This window comes from Xylanibacter brevis P6B11, from assembly GCF_000621825.1.
In the GTDB taxonomy this organism is placed as follows: domain Bacteria; phylum Bacteroidota; class Bacteroidia; order Bacteroidales; family Bacteroidaceae; genus Prevotella; species Prevotella brevis.
In genome coordinates, this window is the sequence record NZ_KK211353.1 from 74411 (window position 1) to 90651 (window position 16241).

At 41.4% G+C, this 16241-nt stretch carries 14 protein-coding genes; 4 read left to right on the forward strand and 10 right to left on the reverse strand.

All coding sequences use genetic code 11. The features are described 5' to 3' along the window. Window positions 1-159 precede the first annotated feature (159 nt). The 4 genes from T496_RS0111820 to T496_RS15035 are packed head-to-tail and all read left to right on the forward strand — an operon-like array spanning window position 160 to window position 3265. Window positions 160-1074 (forward strand): ABC-three component system protein, encoded by a 915-nt coding sequence (locus tag T496_RS0111820; protein ID WP_027450938.1) that lies wholly within the window; start codon window positions 160-162, stop codon window positions 1072-1074. Beyond that, window positions 1071-1319, forward strand: a complete 249-nt coding sequence (locus tag T496_RS0111825; protein WP_027450939.1) for an ABC-three component system middle component 6 — start codon at window positions 1071-1073, stop codon at window positions 1317-1319. The genes T496_RS0111820 and T496_RS0111825 overlap by 4 nt, the downstream gene beginning before the upstream one ends. Further along, window positions 1316-3049: a DUF2326 domain-containing protein gene (locus T496_RS0111830; protein WP_027450940.1), complete on the forward strand. Its 1734-nt coding sequence runs from the start codon at window positions 1316-1318 to the stop codon at window positions 3047-3049. Before T496_RS0111825 ends, T496_RS0111830 begins: the two co-directional genes overlap by 4 nt. 18 nt (window positions 3050-3067) lie before the next feature. After that, on the forward strand, window positions 3068-3265 hold the full coding sequence (locus T496_RS15035) for a hypothetical protein (protein WP_155808892.1): 198 nt from the start codon (window positions 3068-3070) through the stop codon (window positions 3263-3265). Between the two features lie 274 nt (window positions 3266-3539). On the opposite strand, the gene T496_RS0111840 is transcribed toward T496_RS15035, so the two are convergent. The 10 genes from T496_RS0111840 to T496_RS0111885 all read right to left on the reverse strand — a co-directional run bounded on the left by T496_RS0111840 (window position 3540) and on the right by T496_RS0111885 (window position 16220). Further along, window positions 3540-4331: a transposase gene (locus T496_RS0111840; protein ID WP_027450942.1), complete on the reverse strand. Its 792-nt coding sequence runs from the start codon at window positions 4329-4331 to the stop codon at window positions 3540-3542. Between the two features lie 42 nt (window positions 4332-4373). Next, window positions 4374-4532 (reverse strand): galactokinase family protein, encoded by a 159-nt coding sequence (locus T496_RS15040; RefSeq protein ID WP_231478049.1) that lies wholly within the window; start codon window positions 4530-4532, stop codon window positions 4374-4376. Window positions 4533-4719: 187 nt separating this feature from the next. After that, window positions 4720-5115, reverse strand: coding sequence for a WbuC family cupin fold metalloprotein (locus tag T496_RS0111850; protein WP_027450943.1), 396 nt, complete (start codon window positions 5113-5115; stop codon window positions 4720-4722). 24 nt (window positions 5116-5139) lie between these two features. Further along, window positions 5140-6228, reverse strand: a complete 1089-nt coding sequence (locus tag T496_RS0111855; protein ID WP_027450944.1) for an MraY family glycosyltransferase — start codon at window positions 6226-6228, stop codon at window positions 5140-5142. A gap of 120 nt (window positions 6229-6348) precedes the next feature. Next, window positions 6349-7011, reverse strand: coding sequence for a hypothetical protein (locus T496_RS0111860; RefSeq protein WP_027450945.1), 663 nt, complete (start codon window positions 7009-7011; stop codon window positions 6349-6351). Beyond that, window positions 7001-9361: an HsdM family class I SAM-dependent methyltransferase gene (locus T496_RS0111865; RefSeq protein WP_027450946.1), complete on the reverse strand. Its 2361-nt coding sequence runs from the start codon at window positions 9359-9361 to the stop codon at window positions 7001-7003. The genes T496_RS0111860 and T496_RS0111865 overlap by 11 nt, the downstream gene beginning before the upstream one ends. Before the next feature lie 117 nt (window positions 9362-9478). Continuing rightward, the gene (locus T496_RS0111870; RefSeq protein ID WP_027450947.1) at window positions 9479-10306 is read right to left on the reverse strand and encodes a hypothetical protein; all 828 of its coding nucleotides are present in this window, start codon (window positions 10304-10306) and stop codon (window positions 9479-9481) included. A 51-nt stretch (window positions 10307-10357) separates the two neighbouring features. Next, complete coding sequence (locus T496_RS0111875) at window positions 10358-11170, reverse strand: hypothetical protein (RefSeq protein WP_027450948.1); 813 nt, start codon at window positions 11168-11170, stop codon at window positions 10358-10360. After that, window positions 11170-13038 carry a hypothetical protein gene (locus T496_RS0111880; protein WP_027450949.1) on the reverse strand — a complete coding sequence of 623 codons (1869 nt, stop codon included), beginning with the start codon at window positions 13036-13038 and terminating at the stop codon, window positions 11170-11172. Before T496_RS0111880 ends, T496_RS0111875 begins: the two co-directional genes overlap by 1 nt. A gap of 14 nt (window positions 13039-13052) precedes the next feature. Continuing rightward, on the reverse strand, window positions 13053-16220 hold the full coding sequence (locus tag T496_RS0111885; RefSeq protein ID WP_044111252.1) for an HD domain-containing protein: 3168 nt from the start codon (window positions 16218-16220) through the stop codon (window positions 13053-13055). Window positions 16221-16241: the final 21 nt, after the last annotated feature.

Below are 16241 nucleotides of genomic sequence, written 5' to 3' on the forward strand. Positions count from 1 at the left end.
TGACTATGAATTACATTTTTCTCAATATTTTCTTCTTTTTCGAATGCTTTTCAACAAAAACCACATCATTTCACCCCTCAAACAACTTATTTTCCTATATTTCTTTGGCAATTTAGGCTAAAATTCGTACTTTTGCGCCAAATTAAGGGTGATATCGGCATGACTAAAGAAGAACGTTACATATCTATTCTCCAGTTCCGCTGCAAGGTATTGCAGTCAAGCGGCAACTCCTACGAGGAGCTGTTCACTTGTGTCATGCAGCAATCCAACCCTAATTTAATTCAGGTAAAGCCTCAAGGCAGATGGGGCGACAAGAAAAACGATGGTTTCGACCCAACCACTGGCACCTTCTATCAGGTTTATGCACCGGAAGACCTCTCTTCAACCGAGGACAATGCCATCAACAAGCTCAATGAAGACTTTACTGGCCTCAAGGCATTCTGGCCGCAGGTTGGTTATAACGTCCAGCACTTCTTCTACGTTCTCAACGACCGTTTCAAGGGCGTACCTCCTGCAGTCTTGAAGAACGTCAAGGCTGTGGACAACAACAATCCTGACATTGAAGTCAATGTCTTCACCGCTGCCGACTTGCAAGCAGTTTTCCAAAGCCTCAACGAAGTGCAGGTAATGAATGTCGTGGGGTTTGTACCTCCTGCCGACATTTCGCAATTGTCGCTCAATGTTCTGCATGATGTCATTCAACACATCATGAACAGTGCACCTGCACCCTTAGACGCCATCATTCCGAAGAAGCCTGACATGATGAGAAAGATAGAGTTCAATGGTCTTTCAGAGGCAATTAGCGATAGAATGCTTGTTGCCCTCATTAATGTCAACGCCATTGACGACTATTTCAACAATAACAACAACTTCCTCCGTGATGAACTTCGCGACAGGTTCAACACATACTATGTCGAAGCCGCACACGAACTCGACAACCCTGATGAAATTTTCACGGCCATCTACAACAAGGCATTACCCAAGTCGCCGACAAAGGCCCATGCCGATGCCGTAATGACGCTGATGGCCTACTATTTCGAGTGTTGTGACATCTTTAAATCACCAGAGCAATGATACTACCCACTAAGCATACCAACCTTTCAGAGTCATTGCTCGGTCTCTCTGGCTATCTCCTTACCTTCCTGAAAGCCCAGCCTTGTAGCATCGATGCGCTATGGGAGCGTTTGGAAGAGGACAGGGCAAATGGCAGTTTGCTATACCGCAACCACACCTTCGACAATGTGGTGCTAGCCATTGACCTGCTTTATCTCATTGGAAAAGTTTCTATTGATACCACCGGAAAAATTGCCTTGACATGAAACTGATTTCACTTTCGGCCAACGTTGCAACGTTCCATACCATCAAGTTCAATCCGGCAGGCATCAGTCTGATCTCTGCCCACCGCAGGACTCATCAGACCAATCGCACCTACAACAGCGTAGGCAAGTCATTGGCCATCTATCTCATACATTTCTGTCTTGGAGCCAAGGCCACGCCTGATTTCAAGGAGAAACTCCCTGGTTGGGGCTTCCGTCTCGATTTCATGTTCAATGATGGTACACAGCACTATAGCTATCGTACTACCGAGAACGAAAACATCATCATCTTCGACGATAAGGAGATGAAAGTCAAGGCGTTCAATAAGATGATGGGCGAGAAAGTCTTCGGTCTCAAAGAAGACGACAAGTATCTTTCTTTCCGTTCACTCATTGCCCGTTTCATACGCGAGGGCAAGAGCGGCTACACCACCTTCAATCAGTTCAAGGCCAAAGAGCAGACACCTACCGACGAAATCAACACTGCCTACCTGTTAGGTCTCGATATCAACCGCATCCTTCGCAAGGTAGCCCTCAAAGAGGAAGATGACCTTCTCAAGCAGCAAGAGGCTAACCTATCGAAAGACCCCGTCATGCACTCATTGCTTCTCGGCTCAGAGCGTATCGAAGATATTGAACTGCGTCTCATCGACATTAGACAACAGATAGACAAACTGCAACAAGACATCCGGGAGTTCGTCATTGCTGAAGACTATGGTGAGATCAAGCAACAGGCCGACGAAATTTCCCGTAGTCTGCACACATGGCGCAACACGGTCACAAAATGCCGTATCTCGTTAGAAAACATTTCCAAGAGTTTGGAACGCAAACCTGACATCAAGAAACAGAATCTCGTCAATTTCTTCGAGGAAGCCAATATTTCCCTTGGCGATATGGTAATCAAGAAACTGGAGGAGGTCGAGGCTTTCAACGAACAACTGCTGAACGACCGTTCACGCATCCTGTTGAAACAGCAGGAAGAATACACACGTCAGTTGAAAGAGGCAGAACAGAAGATAAAGGAATTAGAGGCTGAGGAGAACGAAAAACTTCAATACCTCAACTCACATGGTGCTCTTGGCGACTACACCAAGTTGACGGAGTTGCTTTCCGACTTGAAAGCAAAGAAGGAAAAGATGGAGCAATATAAGAATCTTCAGAAAGACTATAAAAAGCGAAGAGAGGAAATACAACTATCTTCAGCTGACGAAAATCTGGGGACTCAGAAATATCTGGATAGTATTGAGGATCTTATACACCATCACATGGAGTTCTTCCACGATTTGGTCAAGAGTTTCTACAGCGATAAACGGGCTGGTTTGCAAGTTCTCAACAATAAGGGATTCAATAAACAGCGCTACAATATCGAGGCCCGCATCTCCGACGACAGCGGCGACGGTGTTAACGAAACCAAGATTTATTGCTTCGACTGGACGCTCTTATCTGCTAAACAAAACAACAGCATAGAGTTTCTGGTTCACGACAACCGCATCCTGTCCGAAACCGATCCGCGACAGATTGCCACCATGTTCCGCAATGCCGACCGTATCTGTCAAACCAATGGCTTCCAGTATATCCTCACCATCAACGAGTGCTCCCTTGACCTTCTCCGTCAGGAAATGTCCGATGAAGAATACAAACGGCTGGTTCAGGACACTGAAGTCCTTGAACTCAATGATGCATCAGATAGCGGCAAGCTCCTCGGCATTCATGTGGACTTGAAATACGAATAATCCATATTCAAGACCACTATGAACCACTTCACCGTCATAGCAAACACTACAAGCTCTGTGCTATATCTGGATATTGGCAACAAAGCCACTACCCGGCTGTTTGCTGAGCTCATCAACGGCAATCCTGAAGCAGACACTGTTAAATACCTGCAAACAGTCTCTCAGGAATTGAAGGACAGGCTCCATCTGCTTGATGCCATCGGTGAACGAGTCTAAAAGTTGAAGGAATTCTTCTATGACATCCCCACAGGACAGCACTTTCTATTCCTACCAGGACGCATTGAAGACCGCATTCAAATCTATCTATATACGAAACAGCTAGCTGAGATAGATAAGGTTCCTCTCCAATCTACCGATTTGGAAAGAATAGCGTCTTATCTCTACGACCATTATGAGGTTCGCACATTCAACGGTGAAGAGCGACTCAATATTGGTGTATTTGATAGGACAATGCGTATTCATGCCACAGGGACAGGTCATCGACACCATTTTATAACTTCTGTATTATTCCGCGTCCTATTCCCGTCAATCGTTCTAACTGTCGATGAGATGCGCCTTGTTCCTTCAAGACTCTCAGCACACCTCTCTTTACCTCTTCGTTCAACTGCTGAAAAGCAGAGGCATTCGTTACGCCAGATTTCTCTATAATCATTTGCCACACCTGGTCATCAGAAGGTCTTTTTCGGGAGGCATCCTCAATATCCAAACAATGAACGTCATCAGACAAAGGTTCATTTACCCAGGCATCAAGCTCAGTGAAGGGAATACGATTCAAGACCACCTGCGTATGGCAAATCTGAAAGACTGGTTCAACAGTCCCATCATACTCACCCCAGCTACTGTATTCATAGTCTTTGACGTGTTCAACGACACCTGCCTTCACTGGATTTTGATGGATATAGCGCAGCAAGGTGGTGAAGTAAGACATATCATTTACTGGCTCTGACTTGAAGCGCTCTTTAAACAGATGACCATCGCGACCATACTTCCTATTATAATAGTACACGTAAGAGCTAGCAATACGTTTGATGGTTTCACCTACGCTTTCTTCTCGCTCACGAATCAGTAAATGGAAGTGATTAGACATTAGACAGTATGCGTAATAGGTGCAATTGCTTCCTACAGGAGAGCCCTCATAATCATAACGGACACGCATCCTATCAAGAGTCGCAATAAATTGATAATAGTCCTCTGGATCTTCAAAAATATTCTGATGATTTATCCCTCGCATCATCACATGGTGGATACCTGTTCCAGAGACTTTACGCGACTGCCTTGGCATATATTTGTATTTGTGATTTTGATAACACTAAACTTGTACCCTTTATCTATCTGATGTCAATGACCTGTCCCCCTGCCATTCCAACCACAGGTCAACACCTTTGTCTATAGCAAAACCTGTAACCAGTCCATGTTGATGATCAACGTGTGCGCCCAATGGACAAACCCGATATGGTGCAAAAATATGATATTGGTAATCCATCTTCCTTAACTATTACTGATTCTTTTTTATCTCATCCATAGCTGTGGATATTTCCTTCATGCTCACTGCACCTCCCAACATCCTGTAGACATAAAGAGGAGTAATGCAGCCGAAGTCCATAGAGCATGACCTTGTTTCGTTCTCTATCAGATCACGAATACGTAATACGATGTCATCCATAGTCATCTTATTTCAGTATGTCCACATCTGACAATGGTTCATACTTTCCGTTCTTCATTTCCAGGATTACAGTACCAGATTCCAATGCATGTACGGTATGCCATTGCCCAGCTGGAATATTGAGAGCCACGACAGGGCCATTAGGCGATAGTTCTATGCGCTCAGTGCAAGTCCTCTCTAAGTCATCATAGAACTCTTCCACTAACCTCCCTCGTAAACAAACAACAGTTTCCGAGGTCTTCTGATGTCTATGAATTGGTAATGGAGAACCTGGTTCTATCGCATTCAACATCCTCTGAGAAGTGTCCTCCGCAGAATCGCGCAGGTCAAGATTCATGCGAAGCCTTGGCGATTCCTTTGCCTTAGCTGTAAGTTCATCAAGTACTGTTTGTGTAATCTTCATATCCCTCAATTTATAAATTTAAGATTACTTCTTCAGCGAAGCCAAATATTCTACATGCAAATGATAATACTTCATCTTGAATAAAACATATGCTACTGCCAAAATCAAAGCAGCTGCAACGAGATATATCCAATGCGCCAATATGGTATTGGGACACAGATAGATAAATCCCAGACTCACCACTAGCTGCATTGCCATATACAGTAAAGAAACCACCACATGGCTCATCTTCAGCTCATTCGCCATCAGTTGGTACGCATGTTTACGATGTGCCTGCCCAAGGTTCTCATGCAGCATAATGCGATGGAATATCGTCATACTTCCATCGATACCATATACCAGGAAGAACACAATCCATGTCACATCCTGCGTCGCCAACATCAGCTTGCCCAGAGCGAACAGAATGATGAATGCAATACCGATTGAACCTACATCACCTGCAAAGCACTTCGCCTTACCCTTCGGTCTGAAGTTAAACAGACTAAACACCAGCACCCCAATAATCGCCACAATCAGATAGCTCGACTCAATAAAGCCTTGAACACTTGCGCTCGAGCTCTGCTCGCTTGCTACCAACGGGACGCAAGAACCTGAATTTAACAGCATCAGCGGAACCAGCATCGCCAGCGCATACCCTGCTGTAATACCATTGATACCATCCATAAAGTTAATGATATTGGTAGCCCCCACGCAGAAGAACAGCGCCACCAGCGCAATCACCACCTGCCAGAACCATGCACCTTGAACCATGCCCCCTGAACCGAGATTAATGCTCCAGAACATCAGCAGTATCGATACAATCTGCACCGCCATTCGCAATGAGTCAGGCAACGAGTGTATATCATCCACAAAGCTGATCCCAGCCACCATCAACAAGCCCACAAGGAACGGCAAATACTCCTGAAACATGAAACCTGGAACTTGAAACGTTTGCCATAAGTACCATACGAGCATACTTATGGCAAATATAATGCCTCCCCCTCTTAACACAATCGTCGAGTGGCTACTCCTCTCATTCGGTTTGTCGATGATATTGCACTTATCCGCAATGCGAAAGTAAATCAACTCTGCTGCCAACAGCAGCACTGCAATAATCAAATATGTTCCTATCATCGTTTTTTTATTTTTCGAGTTTTAGAATGCCCCATCGGGGCTATATATCTTAGCGCAGGGGCTTGCCCCTACGTAAACTTTTAACAACCAGAAAAGATAAGCTCCCCTATGGCCATCCGTCTACCACCATCGAGAAGTCACGAAACTTGCCTTATTAACCTGATAGTTATACTGGTCAACGACGCTCCCTATACAACGCTTTATCCACTCAAACAAATGCTGTGGAGTAAAATCCTCTACTATGGTATCCTCCGTAATCCATTTAGCTGACATAGCATAATGTAGTTCTTTGAAATCAACAGAGGGTAATTCCTGCGTCCCAGTCCCCTCATCTATAAAAGGAGCTGTATTTGGTGCTACAAAGCGTTCTGAATCTTTTTCTTCTGCATACCCCCAATGCCAATGAGGTTGTGGATGTTCTAACTTCTCCTTTTCTTTCTTCACATCCCATTCTGCCCTACAGAACAATTTTTTAGTGCCTTGGAGGAACTGTATGCTAACACCCTCAAATTCATGATTCTGTTCCAATGACGCTCTGTCATACGGAGGTTTTAAAGTCACACTAATATGAATGAATAGGCCATTACTATTCTTAACTTGCATTAAGTAGAATTGAGGTTTGTCGTCCATAATAATTGGATGCTCGGTATTCCGCAATGCGTAAACACCTTTATTCCTGTCAACAAGTTCTTTTGTTAACACATCATGGCTCTCAACGAATTTTGATGCAATGGCAATGAGCTGCTTAAAAAGAGCGTCTGGTTTTATCTTGTTATTCGCCATAAGAGTAGATTTCTCTTACCAAGGACTCAAGTCTCTCGGCATCCCAGTACAAATCCTCTTTCATTAATTGGGCAAAACGTCTCAGCTCTGGAATATAACGCTCATACACAGGCATAGACAGGTCTGGCAAAGGCAAGTTACCTACATACGATTTTCCAAGTTTAAAGACATCGCCACCTGCCAATTGTTCACCATAAATTCCTAATATAACATTAAAATATGGCGAGTTCAATATAGCAAGATAAGCTTCGAAATACTTCATCCTTGGATTCCAGCCTTTCTTCCCCAAATCCCACATCGTGCCACGTTCCACCACGTAGTCACCTTCATAATCTATTGCGAAACTTCCTGCATGACCGAACTCTGTTGAAACGAACTTTGGCTTTTTTTCCTCTTGCCAACTGCGATGCTCAGACAATTCCCACCAACGTGGATTACCCCTTAATGATGTACGTGCCATTAGATTCTCTCTTGCGGGGAATAGAATTCTCCTATATGTCTCTGGCAATAATTCCTGCAATCTTTCCTCTGTAGGTATCGGCTCCAGCCCTTTAGTATGTGGATAGAACAAGTAATTCGCCTTATATAAATGTCCGGTATCAATTGCCAAATTGTCTATTGACGGTCTGAAATATAGGCGTTCCGATTCTGGTAAAGACATAACTATTTCTTCTGGCACCACAAACACCTTATTCAAACCTGTTCTGGCCCCCAAATATATATCAAACAATTTTGATGATTTCTTTAGAGAACCTCTGCGCATAGCTGAATCAATATTGTGCTTCAACTCCAAATTCCTGTAATTGTCCGTCCTCCAAGAGCTTTGGTCTTCGCCTATATGAGTTTCATAAACAGAATAGTCCTTCTCTGCCACTACGGCATTAGTATAACGATGCTTTCGCAATGCTCTCAGACCTAAACTTGCAGTTCCAGCCACATTGTTGGTCCACAATACTGTCGTCATTCCTACTGAGTTTCTTTCCCTTTTTGCGACCAACATGCTTGTGTAGGTCATAACATTTTCGAAAACATAGCTTCCTAATCCTCCTACCAATTTCAATGTCATACTTTCACTAAGAATCCTTCTTAGCATAACATAGCTCTCGTCGTTGAGCAGACGTGTGGGTACAACAACACCAAGAACACCGTTTTCTCCCACAGAATCAACAGCTTTAGCAAGGAAAGCAGCAGACAAATTTGCCCTTCCTATTCCTGGCAGGATTTGAAGAACTTGTTCTCTCAATTGAGGTACATCTTTCATTCTATCCCATGAAAGGAATGGCGGGTTCATCAGTAACACATCCACATCACGAGGCCAAGCATTCTCGGCAGAAAGTGAATCACATTGCTGTATATCTATAGTCAAATTGTCTCCCCACTCCTGTTTCTCGAAATTAAGCACGAAGCGCGACATCATCACTGCCGTTTCAGCTTTATCCCATCCAATAATCCTAATAGGTTTGTTAAAGCCAATTTTCTTAAGTTGCCTCAAGACCTCTGTAAGGAAACCGCTTGCTCCACATGCTGGGTCGAATATGGTTAGGCTTTCTTTTCCTTCCAAATCCAGATTTATCAAAACTTCCTCCACAATCGATCGAGCCACAAATGCTGGGGTGAAATAGGCACCATCCTGAGTCGTTTCATAGCTATACTTAATTTTTTCATCTGGGAACAAGTTCAACTGCGGTGGCAAATAAGCAATATAGTTGGCTTCTTCAAAAAGCTTTCCGGCGGTATGGCGGAGTATCAAATCAATGTCTGGCTTTAGTCTCTTATCTGTAAAAACTATACCATTCATAAAATTCTCCGCTATCATATCCCATTTGTTTCGCTCTATGATCTGGACAATATTACCATCTTGCGCAGTCATTCCCCAAGCATCAAAATTCAAATTTTCGCCATCCCTACTTAACGCCAATAGATAGAGTAACGCTTTCAGAGAATCCAACCCGCTATTTTCCGTTCGTATCTCATTACGTATCTGCCGGTATGCCCTCAGAACGTAAGGTACAATACTATTTTCGATATTACCAGTGCCTTTGCCCAAGTAATCAAAGAATTTGTTTGCATGGTCGAATATCAAGTTTTCTTCATAACTTTCTATTTGAGGTCGGTCGAAACGAAAAATATGGCACTTGCCTCCATCAAATGCAATGTAAATGTTGTTTCCAGATGACCATGCCATCTTTCTATACCACTCACTTTGTTCCGACAGATTACCATCAAGACATAGGTTATTCCTTGCTCCGTTCAACAAGGCATAATGCTCCCTATCCGCAGTTTGCCTATGCAACAACGGAACACTTAACATACCTTGCTGTTGTATTAAACTCAATATTCTAGCATCCATGACCACTTCTTTTTACAAATATGCCTTCTCGCTTAATATTAGCAAATAATGCGAACAAGACAACATGCAAAATTAACGATTTTACCGCAACTTCATTGCATTTCTTTTAGATTATTATTATTTCTTAACTTTCACCTTTATGTCTTTCTCAAACCGCTCAACCATGACATCTGCTTTATAGCCTCTCTCTGATATATAGCACCTTATCTCATCAGCATCCTTTTGTGCCCTCTCAAAACCGCCATTCATATAGAATACGGTAACACCTGTCAGCAGGTTCTTATCAAGATAGTAATTCAAATAAGGTTTCCCATTGCAATCTTGAACATTAGCATCATCAGGTTTTAGCGAAAACACTTTCCTCCACTCACTTTCATCGCTCCATTTCTGCTCTTTCAAACAAAACACTTTCTGCATGATGTCAAGTTCCATCATAATGAACCCTATCAGATTATTAATAGGGGGTGCCGACATCTTTCCATATTTCTTTTGCAAATCAGGAATAGATTGGTACGTTGCACAAATCATCTTGCAATATTCATCTGCATACTCCTCCAGTTCCTTTTCTGCCACATATTCACAATCTATGAGGCCATCTGTAAGAACGCCTACACCTATATTTCTCAAATCAAACTCCAAACGATAATATCCATATTCATCAAGCATATGTTGATTCACGTCACCCTCCATGAAAGATACAGAAGCCGTATTCTCATATCCACCAAATCTTTGCAGCATTGAAGCACCAGAAAAAACTTCTAAGATGCGATTGAGCATATACTCGCCCATTCGAATCTCCTGATCATCATTCTTGCATTTGTTGGAAAAAGCCCGCATGCAAATACCGTTCCCATCTTGGTCAGAAAGAATATTTTTCAGTGCCTCCTTATTTGTATAATGAGACAACCTTTCCGGTATTTGTTTCTGTATTCTAGATTGAAGCATATAGAATTATTTATTTTCATTACGCCCTATACAAAGGTCTTACCTCTTTTTTTAAAAAGCCATTTCCATTATCTTAGCCAACTTCTCCATTCTTTTCGGATACAGATCCATATTGACCTCAGCCTTAAACAAGCCAAAAAATGCACAATTGAACAACTCCGAATAGAACATGAGAATCGCTGGCAGATAAGTGTAATAATGCTTCCACAATTCTGCCGTGTCCACTGGTGTTGTGAACATAAAGTTGCAGTTCATCGCACCCGTTTTATTCCAAGGTTTCGTAGTGACTGGATGAATAGCCCTATTGGAAAGATTAATCACTGACCCTGGATTTGTCTTCTCAAAAATACAATCGTAGATAAATGAACCCGTGATTGGTTTAGAAAACCGCATTTCATCAGTCTTATTCAACAGGCTCTTTAACTCATCATCCTTCATATAGGTAGGATCATAAACATCCTTCTCGATAAAATTATCATAGAATGCCTCGTCCATTAAAATCCTAAGTAGTATCTTCAGATTGTCAACAATAGGTCTTCTCTGTAATGCGTAAGAAATAACAAGCCTCATCTTATTAGAGCAATCCATTGACTCCTGCATAAAGTAACAGAAATCTTTCAGCAACCCCAATATCAGATGTTTATTAAGTAGTGTATAAAACTGTTCTTCCTTATATTTCTTCAAGAAGTCCCAAAGGTCTCCGCATTCATCCAGACGAGCTTTATCTTCTAATGAAAATTCAGCTCTAGTGATTTGCAGGAATTTATAATCTTCACCCACAATGAACTCCTCGATTTGCCTAACAAGCTCAAAGCAGGCAGTATGTATCGCCCTATGTTCTTCGGGTAAATAGTAAAACTCCATCACTCCTGGCTTCTCATTTTAAAGCACATCCGCCACAAATACAGCATGGTATCACATACTCTTACCCACCAAGTCTTCTGCTCCTTATATTCAGGATAATCTTCTTTCACATTGTCACCAATCCTAATAAACACTTTATAGCTATTGGCATAATCATACAGTTTCCTGTTATTGACTATATAACCTTTGTAACCTGAAATCAACAGGGCTATGGCGCAGCACAGTTTATGAAGATTCATGCTCAATTCGAATAAATAGTCCTCAGGTTCCCTCCCCTTCAAGACTTTAAATTTGATTGATCCATGTAACAAAAGATTTCTGAGAAAAAGCGTCAAATCATCAAACTGACGCAAGGGATAATGATAATACTCCAACAAAGCTCTTAGTTTCTCCGAATTAAAAGCCTTGTTCATACTCTCTACCTTTTTCTTGATGTCTGCCTTTTCTTTTTCTGTGATTACTTCTTGTTCGCAGAGTTCAGCTATCAGAGCGTTCAAACGCTTTTTTACATTTTTCCACGCCTTCTTATCGTTTATGATATGCTCTTCTTTCTGACTTATAATCTTGGGTGCCAAGTTCGATATTGCCTCTAATGCCACACAATAAGTTGCTGCCTGAATCTCCAAATGTAGCTTCGATCCCATCAAAATAATGAATATACCTCGTTGCAACTCTTCATACTTCCGCATATTCTCTACCAACCTTCCAAACACATCGCTTGGAAAGCTTGGCAATGCGTTCGACAGTCCCAGTTTGCCAATTAACTCACATGCTCTATTTTCGCCCTTCGCTGGGTCTATATTCTTTGCAATATGCACCAGAGAAGGATAAACATTTGTGGTAAATATCCAATAGTCGCATTTTACAGTCGGAGCCAACGACTGATAGAACATCCCAGTATTCTCCAGCTTGTCATCACCTTCATACGCAGCCATCCAGCATTCTTTCAAGTGAACAGTGGTTGTAATCATCCCAAATGCAACAAGTGCAGAGAAACACAAGTCACTCATTCCCTTGGCCGTAATGGATTTTTCGTACTCTATTATCAGATAGCGTTTGTCTTTGTATTGATAATAGTAAAGAAGCAATTGTACACCATCTACCATGGTATCAATAGCAAAAATGTCTTTACCGTCAATATCAATGTAACTGCCCTCAAACGTCCTCAACAAATCATCTTTTGTATTAACCTCAGTGATATATCTGAAATAATATGGCTTATCTGGATTTAAACAGCTATGATGGAATTTATCAAACTGAATGGTCACCTCGTCAGGTTGTATAACACGCATCGTATGCGAACTCAGATGACCGCCATTCTCAGGAACTTCAAAATCCTCTCCATCTATCTGTAACTTCGAAGCTGGTGTTGAGAAGTCTTCAAAAGAAACACTTATTCGAGGGTCTTTTTCATAACTCAATTGGAAACAGCGCTCTCCTTTGCCGAATTGAACGTTTTGAACTAATGTTTTTTCTGCAAAATCTATCGCATGAGCACCGTTAAGCCTCTCAATTCTGTTCAAAACATTTGTCAGCCCCAAAACAATTCTTGGCATATACAATTCCTCCTGGTCATCGTCATCCTTTGGCAAAGACAACAATTCTTCTAAATTATCCCAAATATCTTTAAGCTTCTCAGGTTTATTGATATTCGCATAATACCCTATGTGCCGCATAAGGTATTCAAAAAGTCTACTTTGAAATTTCTGACACGAAGGGTGGTTGGGGTTTCTGCATACATCAAGGTACACTTGCGGTATCTTGTGCTTTCGCAAAACCTCTTCGTTTACATTTCCAGCAACTACATCATCAAGGAATATGCGAACTCTCGCTGATATGTCTTTATTTACTTGCGCCCACCCTTCCATATCTACTTCTATACTTATTTATCCGTCAAATAGCTATACACCGCATCAAACATATCATTATCAAGCAAATTGCCAGTATCTTGATATTGCAATACCAATTCCACTTTCGTATTGAACATCTTTGAGTTGGCTTGATTCAAATACCTTTTTAATTCCACCAATTCATTACGCAGGTAATAGTTCTTGTTAGCCATCCATGCGCAGATAATAGGGCAGTTACCTCCAGTATAGCAACTACATTCCTGGTCTTTTTCACCTATTTCCAATATTGTCTGACGGTAGCCTCGCATATTCTTACTAGCAAGCGCAATCTGATGACTAGCTTGACAACCTTTACAGACATCTTTAGGTTTTATCACTGCCGAATAGTCTACGTTGAGTTTAATCACTATTTGAATAGTCTCTGTAATAGGCTGTTGATTCAGCCTCTTATTCTTGTCTACTTCATACTGGGCTGTAATATAGGCTTCATCGGTTATCAGATGCGAAATCCAATGGAATTTGGAGACCTTAGACAAATTATCTAAATTCTGTCTCAGACGGTAATAGTTCACCCTGGCACTTGTCATATCCATCAAATCTGCCAATCGGATAAGAATCATCATATACTTCACACTGTATAGTTCATCCTTGGCAGCCGACTTCAATCCATACACTTCTACCGAGTCATAACCGTGACTCTCTGATACACTAGCAACAATCTCAAGAATTGACTTTTCTATATAACGCAGGAAGCCGCTGTGTTGTTGTCTGATATACATAGCGCTATCCTTTGGATGTTTGCTTCGTTTCTCGTTCTCAAAATAGTCATATACATCGGTAAACACATCTATCAACAGATTCCTAAATTTGTCGTGATAGGACTTCGCATATCTTTTATCAAGTCGAAGGAAGTTGGCCATTGTCTTACTGACTATCTTCTCAGATGCGACATCTCCATGGTTAAAATCCATAATATTAGGATGTATCACCATACTGATGTCATGCAGGTAACAGGCCAAGAAAAGTATGTAATAGTCATCTTGCTTAATACCGATGTAGTCTATCACTTTCATCAGCTTTATACTCTGCTTCATCAGTGTGATAGCATGTTCCTCATTGTGTAGTGTATAAGCATTCAGGAACTTACTACCGTTTTTCCATAAACCATTCACCAAACGGTGGGTCTGAATCAGATGGTCAACATATTGCGGCTTTTTTACTGTTGTGATAAGCACATGCAACACATCCATCAAAGCCATGTCAATATCCGACTTTTCCATTCTGTTGTCCGATTTCTGCACGTCATATACAAAACGCTCAAACTCTACCTTGTTGAATTGATGGTTACGCAAATATGCTAAAATCCTGAGTTCTTCATATTTGATGGTGCGGTTGTTATTCTTGCTGAAATGATGGCGGTCGGTTATGTCAACCACAAACAATGTGGAGAAAAATGCATTCATCACCATTCTAACAAACTCCTCAGAGTTCCTCATGGCGAATTCAGTATACAGGGGGAAAAATGGTTCTCTAAGTATCCAACGATTCTTCCATCCTTTTAGAAAATTTTCTATCTCACGCTGCTGGTTTTCTGGCTTTGAATATCTGTAACTGGCATAAGTTTTCTTGCACCATCTATCAAGGCTTGCATAGGCATTTGCGTCACTCCGTTTTATCAAAAGTGCACCACGTAAATCTTTATTGTAGTACATGTGATTGGTGGCTCGGCCATTCTGAACTGCTATTTTAAGTTCAAACATTGTCACGCTTTCAATAAAGTTTTGTGCCAGTTTTTCATTTGCCCAATTCACAATCAATCTGCTCTCGGCTTGGAATATTTCTTCGTCAAGGGTTTCTGTCAGCTTCCCACCGTTGATTTTTTCAGCATTAAACTGGTATCTTCCTATAAAAGAATTGAGATAATCGTCACTTACCTCACCGTTTTCTCTTAATTGTAAAAGGCGATAACGATATAGGAAGAAACGTCGATGGCGCTTTATCAATTTCAATTTACTCTCATCAGTTCCTTTCTCAACTTTCTTCCTTTCCTTTTCCAGTTCGTTATCTATCACTTCGAGTATAGCTCGGAGTTTGTCCTTCGATATTTGGTCGTCAATTTCATCAGTATTATTTGAAAAAACTGCAGCCAGCGAAACTTGTCTTGCAATATATTGAAGTCCACCTGAGCCACTGTACGAATCTTCCACTTCCACATAGAAACTCTTCCCTGCTTCATGGTATTGTGGTCTGTATAAAAGTGATTCCTGAATTTTACGGTCATTGTCATTCAAATGACACAACACCTCATTCCTTGGAATCTCTTCATGTAGTTCTGCGAGCCTTTTGTTCAGTCTTCTTATTTTACTGTTGAAGTCTGTCTCACTTTTTACGTCATTTGTGAATACTACAGAGTCATCCACATAGTAGTAAGCCTCACCAGGGAACACCTTACTTACTTCCTGCGAAATGTCCAGCATCATGAGATTTCCAAAGAAGTAGGCTTGTGGCAGGCCTTGAGCAATACCCCTGTTCATCAACTGGTCATACTTTTCAGGCTCTATGTCTTTTTTGTAGTAATCCAGTTCCCATCCTTTTAAGTTCTCTTTGTCAATATGGAAATATAGCAATTTGGTAAGCACTTTCCCCAGCATCTCATAATCACTTTCTTCGATTACAAGTTTCAATTCCTTCTTGACAAGGTTGAATATGTATGCAGGGTCTATACTTGGAAAGAAGTCTTTCAAATCAAGGTTTACGTCATATTGATACTGCTTCGTTTCCTTGAACTCGCGGCTTTTCTTCACTATCTCATCAGAATAGCACTTATACTTCCGCTGCCACCTCTCAAATATCTCTTCAACTTTCAGCGATGGCAGATTTCCATAGAAATTATGCGGTATCAGTTTCGATATTTCAGATAGCTTCCTTTCGCCACTCGTATCGTTAAACATCAGCGGCATCAACATGCTCACCATGCAAATCTGATCCGTCAACGAAGCTGTGTGTATAGGGCGGAACTCATATTTATCAGTATCTTCCTTATACTTCTTAAGCTTAAAGAAAACCTGTACATCAAAGAGTCTGTCAGAAGTAAGCAGTTCATTTATCCTATTTTGACAAATTACTATTTCCTTACTAATCGTGTCAAAGTCAAACCTGTCCGACATAGCCCGATATAGAACCACATCGCTTTCCGTCATCAGCCCTTTTTCAAAAACATA

Bases quoted from the DNA above. Each gene is read 5' to 3' on its own strand.
- T496_RS0111855 (WP_027450944.1), bottom strand. From the start codon at position 6,228: ATGATAGGAACATATTTGATTATTGCAGTGCTGCTGTTGGCAGCAGAG.
- T496_RS0111880 (WP_027450949.1), bottom strand. From the start codon at position 13,038: ATGGAAGGGTGGGCGCAAGTAAATAAAGACATATCAGCGAGAGTTCGC.
- T496_RS0111885 (WP_044111252.1), bottom strand. From the start codon at position 16,220: ATGACGGAAAGCGATGTGGTTCTATATCGGGCTATGTCGGACAGGTTT.
- T496_RS0111825 (WP_027450939.1), top strand. From the start codon at position 1,071: ATGATACTACCCACTAAGCATACCAACCTTTCAGAGTCATTGCTCGGT.
- T496_RS15035 (WP_155808892.1), top strand. From the start codon at position 3,068: ATGAACCACTTCACCGTCATAGCAAACACTACAAGCTCTGTGCTATAT.
- T496_RS0111865 (WP_027450946.1), bottom strand. From the start codon at position 9,361: ATGGATGCTAGAATATTGAGTTTAATACAACAGCAAGGTATGTTAAGT.
- T496_RS0111875 (WP_027450948.1), bottom strand. From the start codon at position 11,170: ATGGAGTTTTACTATTTACCCGAAGAACATAGGGCGATACATACTGCC.
- T496_RS0111850 (WP_027450943.1), bottom strand. From the start codon at position 5,115: ATGAAGATTACACAAACAGTACTTGATGAACTTACAGCTAAGGCAAAG.
- T496_RS0111860 (WP_027450945.1), bottom strand. From the start codon at position 7,011: ATGGCGAATAACAAGATAAAACCAGACGCTCTTTTTAAGCAGCTCATT.
- T496_RS0111840 (WP_027450942.1), bottom strand. From the start codon at position 4,331: ATGCCAAGGCAGTCGCGTAAAGTCTCTGGAACAGGTATCCACCATGTG.
- T496_RS0111870 (WP_027450947.1), bottom strand. From the start codon at position 10,306: ATGCTTCAATCTAGAATACAGAAACAAATACCGGAAAGGTTGTCTCAT.
- T496_RS15040 (WP_231478049.1), bottom strand. From the start codon at position 4,532: ATGGATTACCAATATCATATTTTTGCACCATATCGGGTTTGTCCATTG.
- T496_RS0111820 (WP_027450938.1), top strand. From the start codon at position 160: ATGACTAAAGAAGAACGTTACATATCTATTCTCCAGTTCCGCTGCAAG.
- T496_RS0111830 (WP_027450940.1), top strand. From the start codon at position 1,316: ATGAAACTGATTTCACTTTCGGCCAACGTTGCAACGTTCCATACCATC.